21 protein-coding genes are annotated in these 22,317 nt (G+C 64.4%); 8 read left to right on the top strand and 13 right to left on the bottom strand.

The genetic code is table 11. The features are described from left to right. Positions 1-4: 4 nt before the first annotated feature. The 3 genes from IWY39_RS15005 to cysD all read right to left on the bottom strand — a co-directional run bounded on the left by IWY39_RS15005 (position 5) and on the right by cysD (position 3,713). Complete coding sequence (locus IWY39_RS15005) at positions 5-757, bottom strand: 3'(2'),5'-bisphosphate nucleotidase CysQ (protein ID WP_269208003.1); 753 nt, start codon at positions 755-757, stop codon at positions 5-7. 8 nt (positions 758-765) lie between these two features. Continuing rightward, on the bottom strand, positions 766-2,679 hold the full coding sequence (cysN, locus tag IWY39_RS15000) for a sulfate adenylyltransferase subunit CysN (protein WP_107124724.1): 1,914 nt from the start codon (positions 2,677-2,679) through the stop codon (positions 766-768). A gap of 122 nt (positions 2,680-2,801) precedes the next feature. Next, positions 2,802-3,713 (bottom strand): sulfate adenylyltransferase subunit CysD, encoded by a 912-nt coding sequence (gene cysD / locus IWY39_RS14995; protein WP_019053754.1) that lies wholly within the window; start codon positions 3,711-3,713, stop codon positions 2,802-2,804. Positions 3,714-3,800: 87 nt separating this feature from the next. Here cysD and IWY39_RS14990 point away from each other — a divergent pair, with 87 nt between their 5' ends. Beyond that, a complete protein-coding gene (locus tag IWY39_RS14990) occupies positions 3,801-4,889 on the top strand; it encodes a helix-turn-helix transcriptional regulator (protein WP_107124723.1) in 1,089 nt (362 codons plus the stop codon). A gap of 31 nt (positions 4,890-4,920) precedes the next feature. Here the strand turns inward: IWY39_RS14990 and IWY39_RS14985 are convergent, their stop codons facing one another. Beyond that, positions 4,921-5,928: a S66 peptidase family protein gene (locus IWY39_RS14985; protein WP_181316757.1), complete on the bottom strand. Its 1,008-nt coding sequence runs from the start codon at positions 5,926-5,928 to the stop codon at positions 4,921-4,923. Positions 5,929-5,954: 26 nt separating this feature from the next. Next, entirely contained in the window at positions 5,955-6,398 is a 444-nt protein-coding gene (locus tag IWY39_RS14980) for a cupin domain-containing protein (protein WP_017181006.1), read from the bottom strand. Between the two features lie 56 nt (positions 6,399-6,454). On the opposite strand from IWY39_RS14980, the gene dapE reads away from it, so the two are divergent. Then, a complete protein-coding gene (gene dapE / locus IWY39_RS14975) occupies positions 6,455-7,609 on the top strand; it encodes a succinyl-diaminopimelate desuccinylase (RefSeq protein WP_107124722.1) in 1,155 nt (384 codons plus the stop codon). Here dapE and IWY39_RS14970 read toward each other — a convergent pair. The 4 genes from IWY39_RS14970 to IWY39_RS14955 form a co-directional block, all read right to left on the bottom strand. Continuing rightward, on the bottom strand, positions 7,606-9,291 hold the full coding sequence (locus tag IWY39_RS14970; protein WP_017181004.1) for a putative bifunctional diguanylate cyclase/phosphodiesterase: 1,686 nt from the start codon (positions 9,289-9,291) through the stop codon (positions 7,606-7,608). The two genes, dapE and IWY39_RS14970, sit on opposite strands and share 4 nt — an antisense overlap. Positions 9,292-9,390: 99 nt before the next feature. Then, a complete protein-coding gene (locus tag IWY39_RS14965; protein ID WP_107124721.1) occupies positions 9,391-9,924 on the bottom strand; it encodes a Smr/MutS family protein in 534 nt (177 codons plus the stop codon). Positions 9,925-9,935: 11 nt separating this feature from the next. Next, complete coding sequence (locus tag IWY39_RS14960) at positions 9,936-11,186, bottom strand: murein transglycosylase A (RefSeq protein ID WP_107124720.1); 1,251 nt, start codon at positions 11,184-11,186, stop codon at positions 9,936-9,938. A gap of 7 nt (positions 11,187-11,193) precedes the next feature. Further along, a complete protein-coding gene (locus IWY39_RS14955; RefSeq protein ID WP_017181001.1) occupies positions 11,194-11,847 on the bottom strand; it encodes a Tim44/TimA family putative adaptor protein in 654 nt (217 codons plus the stop codon). A 182-nt stretch (positions 11,848-12,029) separates the two neighbouring features. Between IWY39_RS14955 and secB the strand changes: the two genes are divergently transcribed. The 5 genes from secB to IWY39_RS14930 all read left to right on the top strand — a co-directional run bounded on the left by secB (position 12,030) and on the right by IWY39_RS14930 (position 17,717). After that, positions 12,030-12,536, top strand: coding sequence for a protein-export chaperone SecB (gene secB, locus IWY39_RS14950; RefSeq protein WP_017181000.1), 507 nt, complete (start codon positions 12,030-12,032; stop codon positions 12,534-12,536). 140 nt (positions 12,537-12,676) lie between these two features. Beyond that, positions 12,677-14,263, top strand: coding sequence for a murein biosynthesis integral membrane protein MurJ (gene murJ, locus IWY39_RS14945; RefSeq protein ID WP_107124719.1), 1,587 nt, complete (start codon positions 12,677-12,679; stop codon positions 14,261-14,263). Positions 14,264-14,270: 7 nt separating this feature from the next. After that, positions 14,271-15,275: a tryptophan--tRNA ligase gene (gene trpS / locus IWY39_RS14940; protein ID WP_107124718.1), complete on the top strand. Its 1,005-nt coding sequence runs from the start codon at positions 14,271-14,273 to the stop codon at positions 15,273-15,275. A 154-nt stretch (positions 15,276-15,429) separates the two neighbouring features. Next, positions 15,430-16,086 carry a DUF4136 domain-containing protein gene (locus tag IWY39_RS14935; RefSeq protein ID WP_107124717.1) on the top strand — a complete coding sequence of 219 codons (657 nt, stop codon included), beginning with the start codon at positions 15,430-15,432 and terminating at the stop codon, positions 16,084-16,086. Between the two features lie 398 nt (positions 16,087-16,484). Next, on the top strand, positions 16,485-17,717 hold the full coding sequence (locus tag IWY39_RS14930; RefSeq protein ID WP_107124715.1) for a dicarboxylate/amino acid:cation symporter: 1,233 nt from the start codon (positions 16,485-16,487) through the stop codon (positions 17,715-17,717). A gap of 84 nt (positions 17,718-17,801) precedes the next feature. Here the strand turns inward: IWY39_RS14930 and IWY39_RS14925 are convergent, their stop codons facing one another. From IWY39_RS14925 to mutM, 4 genes are all read right to left on the bottom strand, one after another. Then, the gene (locus IWY39_RS14925) at positions 17,802-18,383 is read right to left on the bottom strand and encodes a peptidylprolyl isomerase (protein WP_107124714.1); all 582 of its coding nucleotides are present in this window, start codon (positions 18,381-18,383) and stop codon (positions 17,802-17,804) included. A gap of 87 nt (positions 18,384-18,470) precedes the next feature. Continuing rightward, positions 18,471-19,871, bottom strand: a complete 1,401-nt coding sequence (gene dnaA / locus IWY39_RS14920) for a chromosomal replication initiator protein DnaA (RefSeq protein ID WP_107124713.1) — start codon at positions 19,869-19,871, stop codon at positions 18,471-18,473. 431 nt (positions 19,872-20,302) lie between these two features. Then, on the bottom strand, positions 20,303-20,566 hold the full coding sequence (rpsT, locus tag IWY39_RS14915) for a 30S ribosomal protein S20 (protein WP_017180993.1): 264 nt from the start codon (positions 20,564-20,566) through the stop codon (positions 20,303-20,305). 118 nt (positions 20,567-20,684) lie between these two features. Then, on the bottom strand, positions 20,685-21,497 hold the full coding sequence (mutM, locus tag IWY39_RS14910) for a bifunctional DNA-formamidopyrimidine glycosylase/DNA-(apurinic or apyrimidinic site) lyase (RefSeq protein WP_107124884.1): 813 nt from the start codon (positions 21,495-21,497) through the stop codon (positions 20,685-20,687). Positions 21,498-21,579: 82 nt separating this feature from the next. Between mutM and IWY39_RS14905 the strand changes: the two genes are divergently transcribed. Continuing rightward, positions 21,580-22,311: a class I SAM-dependent methyltransferase gene (locus tag IWY39_RS14905; RefSeq protein ID WP_196871610.1), complete on the top strand. Its 732-nt coding sequence runs from the start codon at positions 21,580-21,582 to the stop codon at positions 22,309-22,311. Positions 22,312-22,317: the final 6 nt, after the last annotated feature.

The following is a 22,317-nucleotide window of genomic DNA, read 5'->3' as shown; positions in this document are numbered from 1 at the left end:
CCCGTCAGTTCGACGCTGCGGCCTGAACCTCGGTGATCAGCTTCAGCACCTGTTCTGCATGTTCCTTCCGGCAGATCAGGAGGTCGGGCATGTAGACGTCGCGCTGGTTGTAGATCAGCGGGCTGCCGTCGATGCGGCTGGCATGCAGGCCGTGGGCGAGCGCGACGGCGGCCGGGGCCATGCTGTCCCATTCATATTGCCCGCCCGAATGCAGGTAGATGTCCGCCTGCCCCAGGATGATCGCCATGGCCTTCGCCCCGGCGCTGCCCATCGGCACCAGTTCTGCGCCCAGTTTCTCCGCAACCGCCACCGCTTCGGCGGCGGGACGGGTGCGGCTGACCACCATGCGCAGTTGTGCAGGGGCGGGTGGCACCACGCGCGGCTGGTCGGTGCGAATGACGGCGCCGCCATCCAGCCCCGGCAGCGCAACCGCGCCGATCGCCGGCTTGCCGTCGATCGCCAGACCCACATGCACGGCCCAGTCGGCGCGCGCTTCGCCATATTCGCGGGTGCCATCGACCGGATCGACGATCCAGACACGCGACTGGCTCAGCCGATCTTCATTGTCCTTTTCCTCTTCGGACAACAGGCCATCCTCAGGCCGCACCTCGCGCAGGGCGTGGCACAGGAACTGGTTGGCGGTCTGATCACCTGCCTTGCCCAGCGCCTTGGGGCTGAAAAGCCCGCTGCCGCGCACCTCCAGCAGGATGCGCCCGGCGGTTTCGGCGAGATGGACCGCGAGTTCCGCGTCAGTCATGCCGCCGCTCATGGGATCAGCCTCGCGACGATGGCGTCGGCGGCTTCTTCGGCCGTCATCGCCACGGTATCTACGCGGATTTCTGGGTCGAGCGGGGTTTCATAGGGACTGTCGATGCCGGTGAAGTTTTTAAGCTCACCCGATCTTGCCTTTTTGTAGAGCCCCTTGACGTCGCGCGCTTCGGCATCGGCCAGCGGCGTGTCGATATGCACCTCGATAAATTCGCCCGGCTGCATCATCTGGCGCACCATGTCGCGTTCCGAACGGAAGGGCGAGATGAAGGCAGTGATGACGATTAGCCCCGCATCGGTCATCAGCTTGGCGACTTCGCCCACGCGGCGGATATTTTCCACCCGGTCGGCGTCGGTGAAGCCCAGATCCTTGTTGAGGCCATGGCGGACATTGTCGCCATCGAGCAGGAAGGTATGGCGGTTCATCCGTGCCAGCTTCTTTTCGACAAGGTTGGCGATGGTCGATTTGCCCGCACCCGACAGGCCGGTGAACCACAGCACCGCCGGCTTCTGATTCTTCAGCCCGGCGTGGAATTCACGGCTGACGTCGGTGGCCTGCCAATGGACATTCTGCGCCCGGCGAAGCGAGAAGTGCAGCATGCCCGCGGCGACCGTGGCGTTGCTGATCTTGTCGATCAGGATGAAGCCGCCCAGCGTCCGGTTCTGGGCATAGGGTTCGAACACGATCTGCTTGTCGGTAGACAGGTTGGCGACGCCGATGGCGTTGAGATCCAGCGTCTTGGCCGCCAGATGCTCCATCGTGTTGACGTTGACCTGATATTTGGGCTGCTGGATGGTCGCGGTGACCATCTGGGTGCCGATCTTGAGCCAATAGGAGCGGCTGGGCAGCATCTCCTCATCGGCCATCCACACGATCGTCGCCTCGAACTGATCGGCGGCCTGCGGCGGATTGTCGGCGAGCGCGATGACATCGCCGCGCGAGCAGTCGATTTCATCGGCAAAGCAGAGCGTGACCGACTGGCCAGCGACGGCCTGATCCAGATCGCCATCCATCGTGACGATGCGGCTGACGGTCGAGGTCTTGCCCGACGGCAGGACGCGGATGGCGTCGCCGGGCTTGACCGTGCCAGTGGCGATCAGGCCGGAAAAGCCGCGGAAGTCGAGGTTCGGGCGGTTGACCCACTGCACCGGCATGCGGAAGGGCTTGTCGGCATCGACCGCGCTGTTGACCTCGACGGTTTCGAGATGCTCGATCAGCGCCGGGCCGGTGTACCAGGGCGTGTTTTCCGACGGGCCGGTGATATTGTCGCCCTTGAAACCGGAAATCGGCATCGGCGTGAAGGCGGTGATGCCGATGCTGTTCGCAAATTCGGTGTAATCGGCGACGATCTTGTCAAACACCGCCTGATCATAGTCGACCAGATCCATCTTGTTGACGGCCAGCACGATGTTGCGGATGCCGATCAGATGGGCGAGGTAGCTGTGGCGACGGGTTTGCGTCAATATGCCCTTGCGCGCGTCGATCAGGATGACGGCCAGGTCCGCGGTAGACGCGCCGGTCACCATGTTGCGGGTATATTGTTCGTGGCCGGGCGTATCGGCGACGATGAACTTGCGCTTTTCGGTAGCGAAGAAGCGATAGGCGACGTCGATCGTGATGCCCTGTTCCCGCTCGGCGGCAAGGCCGTCGACGAGGAGGGCGAAGTCGATCTCCTGCCCCTGCGTGCCGACGCGCTTGGAGTCAGCCTCCAGCGCGGCAAGCTGATCCTCGAAGATCATCTTGCTGTCATAGAGCAGCCGACCGATCAGCGTCGACTTGCCGTCATCCACCGACCCGCAGGTGATGAAGCGCAGCATCGTCTTGTGCTGATGCACATCCAAATAGGCGTCGATATCCTCGGCAATAAGGGCGTCGGTCTTGTAGATGGGGTCTGTGAGGGTGTCGGTCATATCGCTACCTCGTCATCCCAGCGAAGGCTGGGATCTCGTTGATCTTGGGAAGAGTCAGGCGGCCTGAGGCCCCAGCTTTCGCTGGGGTTGACGCTTCGGAACGCTGCGCATTCCGTGGCGCGTCAAAAATAGCCCTCCTGCTTCTTCTTCTCCATGCCAGCGCCGCCGGCGTCCTTGTCGATCGCGCGGCCCTGCCGTTCCGACGTCGTGGTCAGCAGCATTTCCTGAATGACTTCAGGCAGGGTCGCGGCCTCGCTCTCCACCGCGCCGGTCAGCGGATAGCAGCCCAGGGTGCGGAAGCGGATCGAGCGTTCGACCGGCACTTCGCCCGGTTCGAGCGGGAAGCGGTCATCATCGACCATCAGCAACATGCCGTCGCGCTCCACCGTCGGGCGCTTGGCCGAGAAATAGAGCGGAACGATCGGAATGTCGTTCAGGTGGATATATTGCCAGATGTCGAGCTCGGTCCAGTTGGAGATGGGGAAGACGCGAATGCTCTCACCCTTCGCCTTGCGGGCATTGTAGAGGTTCCACAGTTCCGGCCGCTGATTCTTAGGATCCCAGCCATGGGAAGCGGTGCGGAACGAGAAGATGCGTTCCTTGGCGCGGCTCTTTTCTTCATCGCGGCGCGCGCCGCCAAAGGCTGCGTCGAAACCGTAGAGGTTGAGCGCCTGCTTCAGCCCTTCGGTTTTCCACATATCGGTGTGGAGCGCGCCATGGTCGAACGGGTTGATGCCCCGGTCCTTGGCTTCCTGATTCTGATAGACCAGCAATTCCATGCCGCTTTCCTGCGCCATCCGGTCGCGCAGCTTGTACATTTCCTGAAACTTCCAGGTCGTGTCGACATGCAGCAGCGGAAAAGGCGGCGGCGAAGGATAGAAGGCCTTGCGCGCCAGATGCAGCATCACGGCCGAATCCTTGCCGACGGAATAGAGCATGACAGGCTTTTCCGCCTCCGACACCACTTCCCGCAGGATGTGGATGCTCTCGGCTTCGAGTCGCTCCAGATGGGTCAGGGTTTTTGCGTCTACCATGCGGTCCTCGGCTTGATTGTGCGTCCGCTATGGCAGCAAAGCCAAGGGACTGGACCTCCCATATGGGAGGATGTATGAACATGGCCCATGCGGCTGGATGATGGCGGATTATTGGCGGCCCTGCACGAAGGGATGTTTCAGCAACCGCTGTGGCATGACTTTCTTGAAAAACTGCGAATGCGCACCGGCGCCATCTATACGACGCTGGTCTTTCGCCCGGTGGACGAGGATGCGATCGTCGAATTGCATGCCGGACCGCCGCCGCCGACCCATTTGCACAGCCTGTTCATCGAAAAATATGGCCGCGACCCCTTCCCCTATCGCCACATGCGCGAAGGGCGGGCCTATACGCTGGCTGAATTGCTGGAACAGAGCGCCCCGGTCGATCGCGCCCTGCCCCGCGACCCGGTGCTGCCGCAGGGAATAACGGATATGCGGTCGATCCGCGTAACCGAGCCCAGCGGCGTGGATGGCTGGCTGGCCTGTGCGGGAGGAGCCTCGATCGGGTCGGCGGTCAGCGCGCTGCTGACCGGGCTGGCGCCGCATCTGCGTATCGCGTTGCGATCCTTCGTTGCGCTGGAGCGGGAGAAATTGCGATCGACGCTGACGACCGAAGCGTTCGGGCGGCTCAATTTCGGCTGGCTGACGCTCGATGCACGCTGCCGCATCATCGACATGACGGCCCATGTCGAACAATTATTCCAGCGTACCAGCGTGTTGCGGCGCGGGCGCTATGACCGGCTGACCCCGGAATCGCCGCTGATCGACCGGGAACTGACCGCGCTGGTCAAGCAGACGGCCGACGACCCGGACAGTCGACCGCGCGCGATCAACCTCAGCCGCGATCCATGGATGGACATATTGGTCTCGCCCATCCGGGGACGGTCGGTATCAGCGGGATCGACCCCGGTGGCGATCGTCTATCTGAGCGGCGATCGCTGGTCGCAGGCGGACCGGTGCGAACAATTGGTGGAACTGTTCGGCCTGTTGCCAAGCGAGGCGCGCCTTGCCTGGGCGATCGCGCAGGGCATTCCCATCAGCGAGGCTGCGGCGAACCTTGGCATCACGGTGGAAACCGCGCGCAATTACAGCAAGAAAATCTATGCCAAGACCGGCGCGCGCGGACAGGCGGAACTGGTGCGGATCGTGCTGACGAGCGTGCTGGCGATCGCGTGATCTGTACCATTTTTCGCCGCGATGGCGGGATTTACACGACCGCTGCCTCCAGCAACCTGATCGTTCCAGCGCCCGCGTCCATTTCCGCCTGCACCCCTTCCGGCAGGCTGAACTGGTTGGCGACATGGCCAAACAGCGCGCCCTGAAACGCCGGGACGCCGAGTGGTTCCAGATGCTGTTGCAGCACTTCTGACAGCGTGAAGCCGCCATAGGAGGGGCCAGCGGCGGTGCAGCTGCTGCACTGGCCGAAGATGACGCCCGCCAGCTTTCCCAACACCCCGCCCAGCGCCAACTGGGTCAGCATCCGGTCGATCCGGTAGGGGGCTTCGTCAATATCCTCGATAAACAGGATCGCGCCGGTAAAGTCGGGCAGCCAGCCAGTGCCCATCAGCGCCGCCAGCACGGTGAGATTGCCGCCCAGTAACCGCCCGCGCGCCACGCCGGGGCGAAAGGTGCGGATACGCCCGCTGCGCTGGACCAGCCGGTCCTCCGTCCCCGGCGGATTGGCGAAGGTCGGGGTTTCCGCGTCGAACGCCACGGAACGAAAGGCGTCCCAGGATAATTTGCCCCAGCTGCTCGCGGCATTGGGACCATGAACGGTCGTAAAGCCCGCCTTCGCCGCGAAAGCCAGATGCAGCGCGGTGATGTCCGAAAAGCCGACCAGCAGCTTGGGGTGGGCGCGGATCGTCGCGAAATCCAGATAGGGCAGCAGGCGCGCGCAGCCCCAGCCGCCGCGCACCGCGAACAACGCCTTGACCGACGGATCGGCATAGAAGGCGTTGATGTCCGCCGCCCGATCCGCATCCTTGCCCGCCAGATAGCCATGGCGCTGCGCCAGATGAGGCGCATCCTTGGGCTTCAGCCCCATGGCGAGGATGGTTTCGCGCACCAGATCAAGGTCGAACCCGTCATCGGTAAAGCCCGCCGGTTCGATTAGCCCGACCGTGTCACCGGGCCGCAGGCGGGGCGGCTTCACCAGCGTCGGCGGCGCGAGGGGCGGAGACTTGGCCGCGACCAGCAGCGCTCCCATGCCGCCCATCAGCGCGCGGCGATCCAGTGCGATCGTCAAAAGCTGCTCCTGTCCTTGCGCCGATAGCCGCCATCCGTCCACAACAGGTCTATGTCGGGATAATGGCAATCCCCCGATGGCGGACGACCAAAGGCGAGAAACGCGCAATCATCGTCGCTTTCGTTCAGCAGATGATGGCCATTGGGTTCGCCCTTGGGAAAGACCGCCATATCGCCCGACCGCATGGGCGTGCGGGCGTCATTCTCCACCAGCACCGCCTCGCCTGCCAGCATGACGACAAATTCATCCTCATCCTCATGCCAGTGGCGCTGGGACGAAGCGCCGCCGGGCTTCAACACGACATGGCTGACACCGAAATCGGTAAGGCCAAGCGCCGGTCCCAGCCGCCGCACCCATCGATGCGCCACGGCCTTATCATGCGGCGGCGGATAGCCGGTGGTGTTCGTCAGCGCGACTATTTCTGGATCGATCCGTGGCACGGCCTCTTCTCCTGCTGCTGCTGGTCAAGCGGCATGGCTTTCGCTAACGCACGGGCATGACCATGACCAGAGCTAATGATGACGTGGTGGCGCTTGCCCGGCAGCTGCTTGCCTGTCCGTCCGTAACGCCAGCGACCGGGGCGGTGTTCGCCGCGCTTGAGGACATGCTGCTGCCTTTGGGCTTTACCGTGGATCGGTTCGTGGTCGGCGAAGCGCCCGACGGGCCGGTCGAAAATCTGCTGGCATGGCGCACTACCGGCGCAGGGCCGCACTTCGCCTTTGCCGGACATCTGGACGTGGTGCCACCCGGTCCCGGCTGGACCAGCGATCCGTTCGCGCCGGAGATTCGCGGCGACCTGCTCTACGGACGCGGCGCGGTGGACATGAAGGGATCGATCGCCGCCTTCGTCGCCGCGCTGGGTACCCTGCCCGACGACCTGCCCGGTACGATCAGCCTGATCATCACCGGGGATGAGGAAGGCCCGGCCGTCTATGGCACGCTGGCGCTGATGGAGCGGATGGCCGCGCGCGAACTGCGGCCGGACCTGTGCGTCGTGGGTGAACCGACATCGTCGGCCCGGCTGGGCGATGTGGTCAAGATCGGGCGGCGCGGGTCGTTGAATATGTGGATCAGCGTGGCCGGAACCCAGGGCCATGTCGCGTATCCGCATCTGGCCGACAATCCCGTGCCCCGTCTGGTCCGCATTCTGGCCGCAATCGATGCGCTGGTTCTGGACGAAGGGACCGACTGGTTCCAGCCCAGCAATATAGAGATTACCGACATGGAGGTTGGCAACCCGACCACCAATGTCATTCCCGGCGCGGCGAACGCGCGCATCTCTATCCGCTTCAACGATCAGCATAGCGGCGCTTCGCTCGTCGAACGGATCAGTGCGATCGCGGCGGTCGAGGGCGGCACGGTGATGGCCAAGATCAGCGGCGAACCCTTTCTGACCGCACCGGGCACATTGTCCAACCTGGTGTCGGGCGCGATCCGGCAGGTAACAGGCGTGGAGGCAGAACTGTCCACCACGGGCGGCACGTCCGACGCACGCTTCCTCTCGCGCCTGTGCCCGGTGGTGGAGTTTGGCCTGAACAATGCGACCATGCACAAGCTGGACGAGGCCGTCGCGGTGCAGGATCTGCGCGATCTGGTCGAGATTTACCGGCTGATCGTGGAGCGGGCGCTGGGTCAGCCAGTGGGCGCTTAACCCGCGTCGCGTTCCAGCATGGCGGGGTTCCCGGTGTAGCGGCCCAGATAATCCTGCTCGCCGGTCGGCATCGCCAGATGATAGCCCTGAAACAGGGTGCAGCCGATGACGCGCAGCATGTCCATCTGCGCCTGATTCTCTATGCCTTCGACCACCACTTCCATGCCCAGCCCCTGAATCAGGCCGACGACCGCCGAACAGATGGTCCGCGCTTCGGATGATGTGGCAATGTCGCGCACGAGGCTGCGGTCGATCTTCACCCGGTCGACCGGCAATTCCTTCAATCGCGACAGGTTGGAATAGCCGGTGCCGAAATCGTCGATCGCGATACGCAGCCCATCGCGGCGCAGGGCGGCAAGCTGGTCGAGCACCCGCGCTTCCATGTCCATCGCGAGCGATTCGGTGATTTCCAGTTCCAGCATGCCGTTTGGCACCTGATGCGTGGCGATGGCGTGGCGCAGGCGCAGGAAAAAATCGGCCTGACCCAGTTCGCGGGTGGAAATGTTGATGGCGATCCGCTGATGAATGCCTGCGCGCGACCAGCGGGCGGCCGTCTCGCAGACCCGGCTCATCACCCAGTCCCCCAGCGCGACGATGGTGCCGCTTTCCTCCGCCACCGGCACGAACACGCCGGGCATGACGATATCGCGCTCTGGATGCGCCCAGCGCACGAGGGCTTCGGCGGCCACGGCGCGGCCCGTCTGAATGTCGATCTGCGGCTGAAATTCCAGCAGAAATTCGTCGCGCTCCAGCGCCAGAAGCAGGTCACGCTCCAGATCGGCGCGGTCGGACGCCTCCAGTGCCAACGCGTCGCTGTACATTTCCGCGCGGCCACGCCCTTCATGCTTGGCATGATACATGGCGATGTCGGCGGCGCGCAGCAGGGTGGACAGCGTATCGCCATGGTCGGGATAGCAGGCGATGCCGATCGACGCGCCCAGATCGACATGCTGGCTGCCAAGGTCAAAGCGCTCACCCAGCGCGAACTGGATGGCGCGGGCGATGCGCGCGGCGGCGTTGTGGCCCGACAGGGTCGGGAAGAACATCGTGAATTCATCACCGGCCAGGCGACCGATGACCGCGTCCCCCATCCCTGCGCCGATCTGCGCCATCACCACTTCGCGCAGCCGGCCCGCAACGCGCGCGAGCAACTGGTCGCCCGCGGCATGGCCCAGCGTGTCGTTGACGCCCTTGAACCCGTCCAGGTCGATGAAGAACAGGGCGGCCATGCCCCCCTCCTCCCGCTCGGCCAGCAGGCGTTCGACCTGGCGGCAGAAGCTGGTGCGATTGGCAAGCCCGGTCACCTGATCGAACAGGGCAAGCGCCTGGACATGGTCGAGATTGGTGCGGACCTGACTGAACAGGCTTTCCAGCGCGACCGACAGATCCGGCAATTCCAGCCCGATCTCCCTTGGCACGGACGACTGGAGATCGCCATGGGCGGCGGCCAGCAGACGTTCGGTGGCGGCGTCGATGGCCGTCGCGGTGGTGGCGATGGTGCGGCGCGCCGACGCCCAGCTCATCGTGCCGCACAGAATGGCGATGATCAGCGCGCGGCCGATCTGAACGATGTCATCCTGCGCGCCGGGCGTATAGCCCAGCACCAGCGACAGGATGAACACCAGCGCGCCTGCGGCGCAGGCAAAGGCAGCGGCGCGGCTTTTCAACGTTACGCCGTGCATCTGCCTCCTTACCCCCGCAAGCGACCCTGAACAGGATCATGATCCGCCGGATATGAAGGACAGTGGTTAAGAAAAGATCAGCGAAAGCGGGGGATGGCGTTATTTTTTGCGCCGCAAAACAAGGTAGAGCGCACCGTCGCCGCCATGACGCGGATGGGCGATGCGCACGCTGGCGATGCGGTCGGCATAGGGGCTGGTTTCGATCCAATGACCGATTTCGCCACGGATGGCCCCGCGCCGCGAAGCGCCATCCGCTGCGTTTTTGGGCGGCTTGCCGGTGACGACAAGCAGGACGCGGGCGTCGCGCGCCAGCGCCGATGCGATCGCCTGATTTAGCCGGACATGCGCCGCCGACAGGCTGTGGCCATGCAGGTCGATGCTCATGTCCGGGCTGATCGTGCCGCCGCGAATGCGCTTTTCCCATCCGGTATCAAGCACGGCGGCCGGGGTACGCACCGCGACGGGGGTCGGCGTCTGCAGCAGCGGCGGCGTTAACCCTGTTTTGGGCGTGACGGCCGCTGGCTGCGTGGGGAGCGCTGGCATCACGCGGCCATGCGGCCGGATTGGCCGGACCGATCGGGTCAGCGCGGTCCAGAGCGCGGCTTCATCAGGGGACAGGTGCCGCCGCGCCATCGGACGACCGGTCAGGGCCTTGCGAGGCGCGCCGCCGAACCGATCGGCAGGAGGACCAACGCGCTGCCGCGCGCCGACATGCCACCGGCAATGCCCCGCGCCCGCGCGCCTGCGCCCCAGAAACTGTCGAAGCGATTGGCTCCTTTGATCGCGCCGCCAGTATCCTGCGCGATCCACACGCCATTGGGTTCGGCCCGATCAAGCGAAAGCAGCACCGGCGCGCCCAGCGGAATGAATTTGGGATCGGCGGCCACCGTCGCCTCCGCCGTCACCGGCACGCCAAGAGCGCCGATCGGCCCGGCGCCGGTCAGTTCGCGGAAAAAGACGAAACTCTTGTTTTCATTCATGATCGCCGCGCCCTCGACCGGGTTGGCGCGCAGATAGGCCATGATGTCCTGCATCGACCCCACCTGGATCAGGCCGCGATCCTTCATCAGCTTGCCGATGCCGCTATAGTCGCGGCCATTCTGCCCGTCATAGCCGATCCGCATGACGCTGCCATCGGGCAGGTTGAGACGCCCGCTGCCCTGCACCTGAAGGAAGAAAAACTCGACCGGATCAGCAGCCCAGGCCAGTTCCAGCCCGCGTCCGGCCAGCGAGCCCGCCACGATCTGGGCGCGTTCGTCATAGGGGATGAATTTGGTGCCGGATACCTTGCCCCGGATCGTGCGGCCTTTCAGAGCGTCACTGAACTGGCCGAGATCGACGTCGATCAGGTCGGTCGGGCGACGATAGATCGGAACCTCATAACCGGGTTGACGGGTGCGCGAGCCCGCAATTTCCGGCTCATAATAGCCAGTGACGAAGGCCGTGCCGGTGCCCACCTGCACCGCTTCGAAATAGCGGGAGAAAAATTCGCTGGCCGATGCTTCGGGCCAGCTTGCCGCAGCCGCGCAGCTATTATTCCAGTCGGACCCCTTGGTCAGGCCGCTCTGGTCGGTGCGGCGCATCAGCGTGGGGCAGGATATGCGGAAGGCTTCGAGCGCCAGCCGCGATCGTTCGCCCGACGGGATCAGGCTGGCTATGTCAGGGCCGCGCGTGACGCCAAGGCCCGCGGCGGTGCTGCTATCCATCGCCGGATCGGCAGGCATTTCGACCGGCAAGGTAGGACGCGGGACAGCAGGCGTAGGGCGCGTGGCCGTACCCGACGGCACGGGACGCGACGGAGCGGGGCCGCCGGCAGAGGGCGGGATCATACCGCCCGCGCAGGCAGACAGTGCCAGCGCCGCCATCAGCGCGCCCGCCCTATGCCGAAAATTCATGCTGCGATCACGCCTCGTCGGTTTCGCTGAGCTTCCAGTTGGGATCGGCGCTGCGAATGTCGCGGGTGAAGGTCCAGATGTCGTTGGTGCCGATCGCGTCGGTCATCGATCCGGCAACGACATTGCCGTCCTTGTCGCGGGTGATCGCGGCGATGTCCGCTTCGAATTGAAGCGCAACCTGCGCGATCCGGCCATCGACCGACGCCTCGACGATCCGGGCTTTTTCGATACGGACCAGCCGGTTGTCGAGAACATGCCCCTCCGCCTCGCGGGCGGCGATCGCCTCCTCGAACGAGGCGCGCACATCGTCGTCGCACAACCAGGCGATTTCATCCCGATCGCCGCGCCAGAAGGCTTCCAGCACCATGCGATAGGCGCTCTTTGCGCCATCGACAAATTGCGGCACGTCGAAGCTGCGGTCGGCGGCGATCAGCGCTCGGACGCCCATTTCGGCACCCGGCGCGATCAATCCATCGGCCAGACGCACCGAATCGCCCGACATCTCGGTGGCGGGGCGCGGTTGCAGCACCGTCACCTTGGCGCGGTCCTCCGCTGGGCGCAGCGCAGGCTCCTGCTCATGCCCGGTACGCTTGCCGAGCACGGAATAGAGCCGCAGCGCCAGAAAACCGGCGATCATGGCGAGGATGACAATCACATACACGGAAGGCTATACCCTTTGTGTGGGAACAATGTTCCGAACAACATAGGCATGTTTGCGCACAACTTCAAATAGGGGGTTGCACGGCGCGGCATTGCCCTGCCCTTCCGCCCCTGCTAAGCGCGCGGGTCATCGCACAGGGTGGCTTGCCGCCCACCGGACAACAGGGAAAGCCAGGACAGACAATGGCCGACGAAGTCGACACCAATTTCACCGTGAACAGCCAGATGAATGGCGCCGATACCGCACCGCAGATCGCGCTGATCAGCCAATATGTGAAGGATCTCTCTTTCGAGAATCCGAACGCGCCCGCTTGCTACCAATGGCAGGACCAGCCGCAGATCGACGTCCAGTTCAACATCGGCGCCGACAAGGTGGGTGACGAGGTGCTGGAAGTGTCGCTGAAGATCGAGGTCAAGGCCGTCGCGCCACAGGGCACCGCCTTTGCCGTCGAACTGCTCTATGCCGCGCTGTTCGGCATGCGCAACGTGCCCGAAGATCAGGTCCAGCCCTTCATGCTGGCCGAAGCGCCGCGCCTTATCTTCCCCTTCGCCCGTCGCGTGCTCGCCGATGCGATCCGCGACGGCGGCTTCCCGCCGCTGCTGCTCGACCCGATCGACTTTGGCGCACTGTACCTGCAACAGGCGCAGCAGATGGAAACGACCGCAGGCGAGCCTGCTGGCCACGCCTGAGCCTGTATGAACTCACCCTCCGTTCGGGCTGAGCCTGTCGACGCCTTGTCCGTCTTTGCGCAAGAAAGGACGGCCCTTCGACAGGCTCAGAGCCTGCCCCCCCGCTCGGTCGGGGGCAAACGGGTGGAGGAGATATTGTCATGGGCCTGCTGAGAGCCACCTCCACCATCGGCGGGCTGACGCTGATCAGCCGGATATTGGGGATGGTGCGCGACATGCTGGTCGCGCGCTTTCTGGGCGCGGGGCTGGCGTCGGATGCCTTTCTGATCGCTTGGCGCCTGCCCAACCTGTTTCGCGCCCTGTTTGCCGAAGGCGCCTTTGCCGCCGTGTTCGTGCCGATGTTCAACCGGACGATGGCGGAAGGGGACAGGGACGCGCCGGGCAGCGGCAAGGCGGCGGCGGTCGCCTTTGCCGGGCAGATATTGTCGATCCTGTTCCCGGTGCTGGTCCTGTTCACCGGCCTCATGATGGTGCTGGCCGCGCCCGTGGTCTGGGCGATGACCGGCGGTTTTCCCGATGGCGGCCCGGCCAAGTTCGACCTGGCCGTCACGCTGACCCGCATCACCTTCCCCTATCTGGCGCTGATCAGCCTGGTGTCGTTGCTGGGCGGCATATTGAATTCGCTCGACCGTTTCTGGGTGAATGCCGCCGCGCCCGTGCTGCTGAACCTGTGCATGATCGGCGCCGTGCTGTTCTTTCGCGGCGCTACCCCGATCGAAACCGCGCATACGCAGGCGATTGCAGTCACGGTGTCGGGGGTGCTGCAACTTTTATGGCTGACCTGGGCCTGTCGCCGGGCGGGCGTAGTGCTGCGGCTCCAGCGTCCGCGCCTCTCGCCCCAGGTGCGCCGGTTGCTGTCGTTGATCGGCCCGGCGGCGCTGGGCGCGGGAGCGATCCAGTTCAATCTGCTGATCTCGACCAGCCTTGCCGCCCGCTTCCTGCCACAGGGTGCGGTCAGCTATCTTTATTATGCCGACCGGCTGAACCAGCTGCCGCTCGGCCTCATTGGCATCGGCGTCGGCACCGCCATCCTGCCCGCGCTTTCGCGCCAGATCGGGTCTGGCAATGAGCAGGCGGCCAGCCATACCCAGAATCGGGCGATGGAACTGGCGCTGTTCCTGGCCCTGCCCGCCGCCGTCGCGCTGTGCCTGTCGGCGACGCCGCTCATTCGCGGGCTGCTGCAACATGGCGCGTTCACGGCCAACGACACGATCGGCGCGGCGGGCGCTCTTGCCGCCTTTGCCCTTGGCGTCCCCGCCTATGTCCTGATCAAGGTGCTGACGCCCGGCTTCTACGCACGGCAGGACACGAAAACGCCGGTGCGGGTCGCGGTGTTTTCCATGCTGTTCAATCTGGTCGGCAACCTGACCCTCATCTGGCCCTTCGGTCATGTCGGCGTGGCGATTTCCACCGCGATCGCCGCCTGGGTCAATGTGCTGGTCCTCTACTGGCTGCTCCACCGCCGCGACCAGTTGCGCATGGATGCCCGTTTCCGGGGCAAGGCGCTGCGCATCATCCTGGCCAGCGCGATCATGGGCGCGGCGCTGCTGCTGCTCAATCCGCTGGTCGATCCCTATATGGCGGGCAGCGTGACGCAGCGCATCATCGCGCTTGGCCTGTTGTGCGGCATTGGCGGTCTGGTCTATGGGGCGGCGGCCCTGATCGTCCGGGCCTATAGTATCAGCGAATTGCGTGGCGCCCTGCGCCGTGCGCCCAAAGCGAGTTAATCGATCCATGCGCGTCCTTTCCGGCATCCAGCCCACCGGCAATCTGCACCTTGGCAATTATCTGGGCGCGATCCGCAACTGGGTGAAGATGCAGGACGAGATGGACTTAGAGAGCCAGTGCTTCTTCTTCCTGGCCGACATGCATTCGATCACCGTGCATGAGGGGCGCGAACAGCGCATCCGCAACGTGCGCGACATGGCCGCCGCGCTGGTCGCCGCCGGGATCGACCCCGACCGATCCGTCCTGTTCAACCAGGCCCGCGTGCCCGCCCATGCCGAACTGTGCTGGTTGCTGAACGGCACCGCACGGATCGGCTGGCTGAACCGCATGACCCAGTTCAAGGACAAGGCAGGCAAGGACCGCGAAGGCGCGTCGGTCGGCCTGTTCGTCTATCCGGTGCTGCAAGCCGCCGACATTCTGCTCTATCAGGCCAGCCATGTGCCGGTGGGCGAGGACCAGAAGCAGCATCTGGAACTGTGCCGCGACATCGCGACCAAGTTCAACACGGATTTCGGCAGGGACGTCTTTACCCTGCCCGCGCCGATCATCCCCAAGGAATCGGCGCGAATCATGTCGTTGCGCGACGGGACGGCGAAAATGTCCAAATCCGACCCCAGCGATCTCAGCCGCATCAACCTGACTGACGATGACGATGCCATCATGGCCAAGGTGAAGAAGGCCAAGAGCGATCAGGACATGCTGCCCGAAACTGCCGAAGGGCTGGCCGGGCGTCCCGAAGCGACCAATCTGGTCGGCATATTGGCGACGATGACTGGCCGCACGACCGATGCGGTCTGCGCCGAATTTGCCGGCAAGGGCTTTGGCGCGTTCAAGCCTGTGCTGGGCGAAGTGCTGGTCGAAACGCTGCGCCCGATTCGCGAACGCTTTCTGCAATTGCGGACCGACGACGCGATGCTGGACGCGATCCTGGACAAGGGCGCGGCAAAGGCGGCGGCGGCGGCGGAGCCGACCCTGCGTGCGGCCTATGATGCGATGGGCCTGATGCGCTGACGGGTCTGGCGGGTCGGCGACGTCCTTCAATTGACAGAACATGCTTTGCGCCCGTTCGGTTACTTCGTGCGTTCAAATGATGTTCAGTTGCGTTTTGCTATCGCAACGCGCACATAGTTGATTAGGCTTCATGCCTGGTACAGGACGCAGAAAAATGACCGTTTTCAAGAAGTTCGGCATGTTCGCGGCCCCCGCTCTGGCGCTGGCTGCGCTTTCTGGCTGCGCGACGCCGTTCAAGGCCGACGTCGCCCGCTTTCAACAGCTCCCCGCCCCGGCTGGCCAGAGTTTCACGATCGTCGCGGACAATCCGCAACTGGCTGGTGGCCTTGAATTTTCCCATTATGCCGCGATGGTCGGCCAGCGTCTGAGCCAGACCGGCTATGTCGCGGCGGGCGATCCGGCCAGCGCCGACCTTATCGTGCGCGTCGCCTATGACGTCGACAATGGCCGCGAAAAGGTGCGCTCGACCGGCTTTGGCGGCCCCTATGGCGGTTGGGGCGGTGGTCCTTGGGGTGGCTGGGGTGGCCGCTGGGGTCGCCCGTGGGGCTATGGCTTTTATGATCCCTGGCTGTTCGGCGGCCGCGGGTTCGACGATGTGTCGAGCTACACCGTCTATACCAGCGACCTAAGCCTCAAAATCGACCGCGCGGCCGACAATCGCCGCCTGTTCGAGGGGAAGGCCAGCGCGCAATCGCTGTCGAACAAGCTGACCTACCTCGTCCCCAACCTGATAGACGCCATGTTCACCAACTTCCCCGGCCAGAATGGCGAGGATGTGAAGATCACCCTGCCGCCCGAAAAAAAGAGCTGAGGCAGGCACAAGTTACGGGGCGGCTCCCAGCCTGACCCGATTGGCCCGGTCATCCCATGCGGATGGCCGGGCCTTCTTTTTTTGGCGGCAGGCGCTTTGCCAGCCCGGCACGAAAATCTTCCCCGGCAAGCGGAGGGGGACCGCCGCGTAGCGGTGGTGGAGGGGTATCGCCCTGTCGAGAGCGCGACACCCCTCCGACTGGCCTCCGGCCAGCCACCTCCCCTGCAAGGGGAGGATGATCTTTGTCCAGGTGCGCAAAGACGTCAGGGCGTTCATTTTGGCCGCGAACGCCGCCCCCAAACCGCAAACGGGGCCGATCCGCATTTTTTCCTGTCATCCTGCCTGTAACAGCCATTAGCTTGTCGGCGCGCGCCCATGCGCCGGGAGGAAATCAGCCTATGTCCCTGACCGTCCGCATCCTGATCGCGCTGCTGCTGGGACTGGGCCTGGGCATCGCGCTGACCGAATGGGGCGGCGCGTGGGAGGGGGATGTCGTCGCGCTGGCGCAGCCGGTCGGTTCAGCCTGGCTCAATGGCCTTCAGATGCCGCTCATCCCGCTGATCTTCGCGCTGCTGGTGACGGGCATCGCGCAGGCGGCCACGACCGCGCGGAGCAGCGGCATGGCCGGGCGCGCGATCCTGCTGTTCGCCCTATTGCTGACCGCTTCTGCCGCCGTCGCCGCGCTGGTCGGGCCGCTGATGCTGCATCTATGGCCAGTGCCGCCCGGCGCGGTGGGCGCGTTGAGCGGGGCGGAAGGAATAGCGCAGGTGCCGGACGTGCGCCCGTCCGCGCAATGGCTGCTGGGCTTCATCCCGACCAATCCGATCCGGTCGGCGGCTGAAGGCCAGGTGGTCGCGGTAGTGCTGTTCGCCCTGATCTTCGGCTTTGCCGTCACCCGTATCGCCGAGGCCCGTCGCGCCCAATTGACCGGCCTGTTCGAAGCGCTGGCCGAGGCTCTGCTCGTCGTTGTCGGCTGGGTGCTGTGGCTTGCCCCGATCGGCGTGTTCGCGCTGGCGCTGGTGGCGGGCGCGCGATCGGGCCTCGCCACGGCTGGCGCGCTGCTCCATTATATCGGCTTCATCGTGCTGATCTGCGTCATCGTGACGCTGCTGGTCTATCCGTTGGCGGTGCTGCTGGGCCGGATCGGACCGGGCCGATTCGCGCGTGCTGCCCTGCCCGCTCAGGCCATCGCCTTTTCGACCCAAAGCTCGATCGCCTCGCTACCCGCGATGATCCAGGCGAGCGACGGGCCGCTGGCGGTGCGGGAGACCAGCCGCTCCATCGTCCTGCCGCTTGCCATATCCCTGTTCCGCATCACCAGCCCGCCCGCCAATCTGGGCGTCGCCCTATATGTGGCGGCGATGAACGGCGTAGCGCTGGGGCCGACGCAGTTGGTGATGGGCATATTGGTCGCCGCGATCGTCAGCCTGGCGGCGGTCGGCCTGCCCAGCCAGATCACCTTCTTCACCACCACTGGTCCCATCTGCCTGGCCATGGGCGTGCCGGTGGAGGCACTGCCGCTGCTGCTGGCCGTGGAGACGGTGCCTGACATTTTCCGCACCGTCGGCAATGTAACGGCGGATATGGCGGTAGCACGGATTGTGGACCAGCAGGGTGAGGTCGGCGAATAGCCACGACGCGCTCCCGCGCAGGCGGGAGCCCAGTTCGGTGGGCGGGACTGGGTTCCCGCCTGCGCGGGAACGCCATAGCTCTGCTTACGGCACCCGCCGCGCCGTGAGGATCTTCACCGGGGTTTCGAGCATCTGCCCCTTCATCACCCCTTCCCCGGCGGTCGCGGATTTGGGCGCGGTCAGTATGGCTTTTACCACATCCAGCCCCTCGACCACATGGGCGAACACGGCAAAGCCCTGATTGTCGCCAGCCGCCTCCGGGTGCGCGTCCATGCCGGGCATCTTCCCCAGCACGATGAAAAAGTCGGCGGTCGCGCTGCCTGGCGCATAGCGCGCCATCGACAGCGCGCCATCATCATGAATCAGGCCCGTCAGCGTCGTCGGCTCATGCTTGATCGGCGGCAGCAGCCGCTTGGGATCATTTTGCGCCCCACCCTGGATGAAACCATAGTCCGCCGCGCCGACGCCGCGATAGAAATTCGTGCCATCGAGACGCTTGCCATCGACATAGGCCAGGAAGTTGGCGGCGGTAATCGGCGCCTTGTCGGCATGGACAGCCACTACGATACGCCCCGCTGTCGTATCGAGCGCGACGCGCACATCATCCTGCGCAATGGCAGGCAAAGGCAGGAGGGCGACGAGGAGGAGAAGCAGGGCGCGAATCATGCCCTCAGTCTAGAGTCTCGATACTCGATCCGAAAGTGTGTTCCCGCCTGCGCGGGAACAGAACCACCTACGCCCTGTGCGCGCCGATCACCCCTCCAGCTGGCGCAGCAGCGCGCGCACGTCGGCGTCGATGTCGGGATTGCTTTCGCGCAGCCCCTCAATCGTGCGGACGGCGTGGATGACGGTGCTGTGGTCGCGTCCACCAAAGATACGGCCGATTTCCGGCAGCGAACGTGGCGTCATCTTCTTGGCCAGATACATCGCGACCTGGCGCGGGCGGGCGACGGCGCGGGCGCGCCGCTTGGACCGCATTTCCGACGCATCGATCTTGTAGTGGGCTGCGCACAGCTTCTGGATTTCATCCACCGTGATGCGCCGGGCATTGGCGCGCACGGCATCAGCCAGCATCCCCTGCGCAAAGTCGAGGTCGATGGCACGCCCCGTCAACTGGCCATAGGCGACCAGCTTGTTGAAGGCGCCCTCCAGTTCGCGGACGTTCGACCGGATCGATCGGGCCAGGAAATCGATCACCGCGTCGGGGACCGGCGGATCGCCCGCCACGGCACGCTTGGCCTCCAATATGGCGAGGCGCAGGTCGAGATCGGCCGGCAATATGTCGGCGACCAGCCCGCCCGCGAGACGCGACAGGATGCGCGCGTCGATCGATTCGAGCCGCTGGGGCGGACGATCCGCCGTCACGACGATGCGCGCGCCTGAATCGATGAGGTCGTTGATCGTGTGGAGAAATTCCTCCTGCGTCGATCCCTTGCCCGCGATGAACTGAATATCGTCGATCAGCAGCAGGCGGGCCGCGCGCAGCTTCGCCTTGAACGCCATGGTTTCATTGGCGCGCATCGCGTTGACGAATTCCACCATGAAGCGTTCGGCCGACATGTAGAGGACCGGCGCGGCGGGCGAATGATCGGAAAAGGCGCGGGCGATGGCGTGGAGCAGATGGGTTTTGCCCTGCCCGGTCCCGCCATGGATGAAAAGCGGGCTGAAACGCGGTTCCGCCTCCCCCGCCATGGCAAGGGCCGCCGAGCAGGCCAGCCGGTTGCTGTCGCCGGTGACGAAGTCGGCAAAGGCGTGACGCGGCTGAAAATTGGAGGCGACCGGCTGCGGCGCGGGCGCAACCGTCGGTTCGACCCGGACGACTTCCAGCAGGCGCGGGCCTGTCGCATCGGCGGCACGGTGCAGGCGGACTTCGCGCACGCCGACATTGGCGGCGCGCCACGCCATGCGCAGCCGATCGCCAAATTGGCCGGACACGAAATTGGCACTGAAATCAGTGGCGACGAGCAGGTCGAGCGTCTGCGATTCGGGGCAATAGTCGCCCAGCCGCACCGGCTTCAGCCACTGGTCGAACATGCGCGCGCCAATATCGCGGCGCAGCCCGGCACGGATAGCAGCCCAGGCGGCCTCCAGGCCGGAATCAGCCTGGCGTCCCTCTCCATCCTCCCAAGCCGTCACTAACGCATGATCCTTCATAGACTTCGCCGACCCTACCCGCTGCCCCCCGGTTATGGGCAGGAAAAAACACGCACGACACCCGATCGGAAAAGCCCCCGCTTTGCCGAGTATGATGCGTCAACCAGTCACAAGACGACCGCCAAAAGGTGATTCGATGGCGGCCGGATTTCAAAAATAGACAGGGGTGCAGGGTGGGATCAAGGGCGCGGCCATTCAAAAAAATGAAATAAAGCCGTTGACTCAGCAAACCTGCGGAAAATGAAGGACAATGAAATTATCGTTGTTTTTCAATAATTTATATCGCTACCACTATGCTGCAATGCGTCGAATCGCCGGAAATGCGCGTGTCTGCATTATGACTGGTCCGTGACGGACGTGGCGAAACGACAAAAAGCCCGCCCCGATGATGGGGGCGGGCCTTTTTTGTACCGTTACTGACCCGGACGGGTTCAGCCGAGCGCGCTGACAGCCTTGGTCAGGCGGCCAAACTTGCGCGCGGCGGTGTTCTTGTGCAGCACGCCACGGGCAACGCCGCGCGCCAGTTCAGGCTGCACGGTCTGAAGCGCGGTCGCGGCCGCTTCCTTGTCACCGGTGGCAAGCGCGGCTTCCACCTTCTTCACCAGGGTGCGGATCCGGCTGATGCGGGCGCCATTGATGGCAGCGCGACGTTCGTTGCGGCGGATGCGCTTCTTGGCTTGCGGCGTATTGGCCATTTAGAGTCCTCGGTTCTCGTCAATATATGAAAAGAGACCAGTCGGACTCGCCAACCCGCCTCATGAAGGTGCGCGCCTTACAGCGGTTCATTCCAGCCGTCAACCAGTGGGCGGCATCCTACTTCTGGCATTTCGGGCAGAAAAAGGTCGATCGCCCGCCATCCACCCGGCGCTGCACCGTGCCGCCACATGGGCATGCCTCCCCTTCGCGGCCATAGACGCGCCATTGCTTGGAAAAATAGCCCAATTCCCCGTCGGGCCGGGCATAATCGCGCAGCGTCGATCCGCCAGCGACGATGGCGGCCCCAAGCACCGCCCGAATCGCATCGACCAGCAGCGCCAGGCGCGCCCGACTGATCCTGCCCGCCGCGCGGGTCGGCGCGATGCCCGCCATGTTGAGCGCTTCGCACACATAGATATTGCCAAGCCCCGCCACGATTCGCTGGTCGAGCAGCGCGGCCTTGATCGACGTCGCCTTGCCATCAAGCGCACGCGCCAGCGCCGCTGCGTCGAAATCCGGCCCCAGCGGCTCCGGCCCCATCCGGGTGAAGGGGCGATAGGTTTCCCATGCATCGCTGCGCACCAGATCGACCGAACCGAAGCGGCGCGGATCGTTGAGCGCCAGCAACCGCCCCGCCCCGGTTTCCAGAATCAGATGGTCATGGGTGCCGATTTCGCTGGGGTCCACCCGCCAGCGCCCGGACATGCCAAGGTGAAATATCATCATGTCGCCCCGGTCGGTGGCGATCAGCCCATATTTGGCGCGGCGGGTGAGCGCCGTCACCGTGGCGCCGGTCAGCCGCTGGCGCAGGTCGACGGGAATGGGAAAGCGCAGGTCCGCCCGGCGCGGCTCGACACGGGCAAGAACCGCGCCCTCCAGCACGGATCGCAGGCCTGCTACGGTGGTTTCGACTTCGGGAAGCTCTGGCATGAAGGACATCTAGGCAAAGCCGTTGCCAATTCCCAGCTTCTTGGCTGGAACGACGCGCAATCTCTGTCTAGAGGATCATCCCATGAGCGAAACAGCATCCTTTGGCTATCGGGACGTCGATGCCGCCGAAAAACAGGGCATGGTCCGTGCGGTCTTTTCCAATGTCGCGGGCAAATATGACCTGATGAACGACGCCATGTCGATGGGCGCGCACCGGCTGTGGAAGGACCAGTTCGTCAGCCGGGTGAAGCCCCGGCCCCATGAGGCGATACTGGACATGGCCGGCGGCACTGGCGACATCGCCTTTCGCATGCATAAACATGGCGCCAACGTCACCGTGTCGGACATCAACCCCGAAATGCTGGGCGTGGGCATGGAGCGGGCGCAGAAAAAGGGGTTGGACGGCCTGATCTGGTCGGAACAGAATGCGGAGGAACTGACCTTCGCCGATCGCAATTTCGACGTCTATTCGATCGCCTTTGGCATCCGCAACGTCACCCATATCGACAAGGCGCTGGCCGAAGCCCATCGGGTGCTCAAATTTGGCGGGCGGTTTTTCTGCCTGGAATTTTCCACGACGACCTGGCCGGGCTTTTCGGACGTCTATGACGTCTATTCGCACAAGCTGGTTCCGCAACTGGGCAAGCTGTTCGCCAATGACGCCGACAGCTATCGCTATCTGATCGAATCGATCCGCCGCTTCCCCCCCATGCCCAGGTTCGAGGGCATGATTCGCGATGCCGGGTTCGTGAACACGAAGGTCGAGCCGATCCTGGGCGGGCTGGTGGCGATCCATTCGGGCTGGAAGATTTGATGGCGG

Source organism: Sphingobium sp. JAI105 (assembly GCF_015752145.1).
Classification (GTDB): Bacteria; Pseudomonadota; Alphaproteobacteria; order Sphingomonadales; family Sphingomonadaceae; genus Sphingobium; species Sphingobium xenophagum.
Note: the sequence above shows the minus strand (reverse complement) of the source record. Positions and strands in the feature narration are given on the sequence as shown.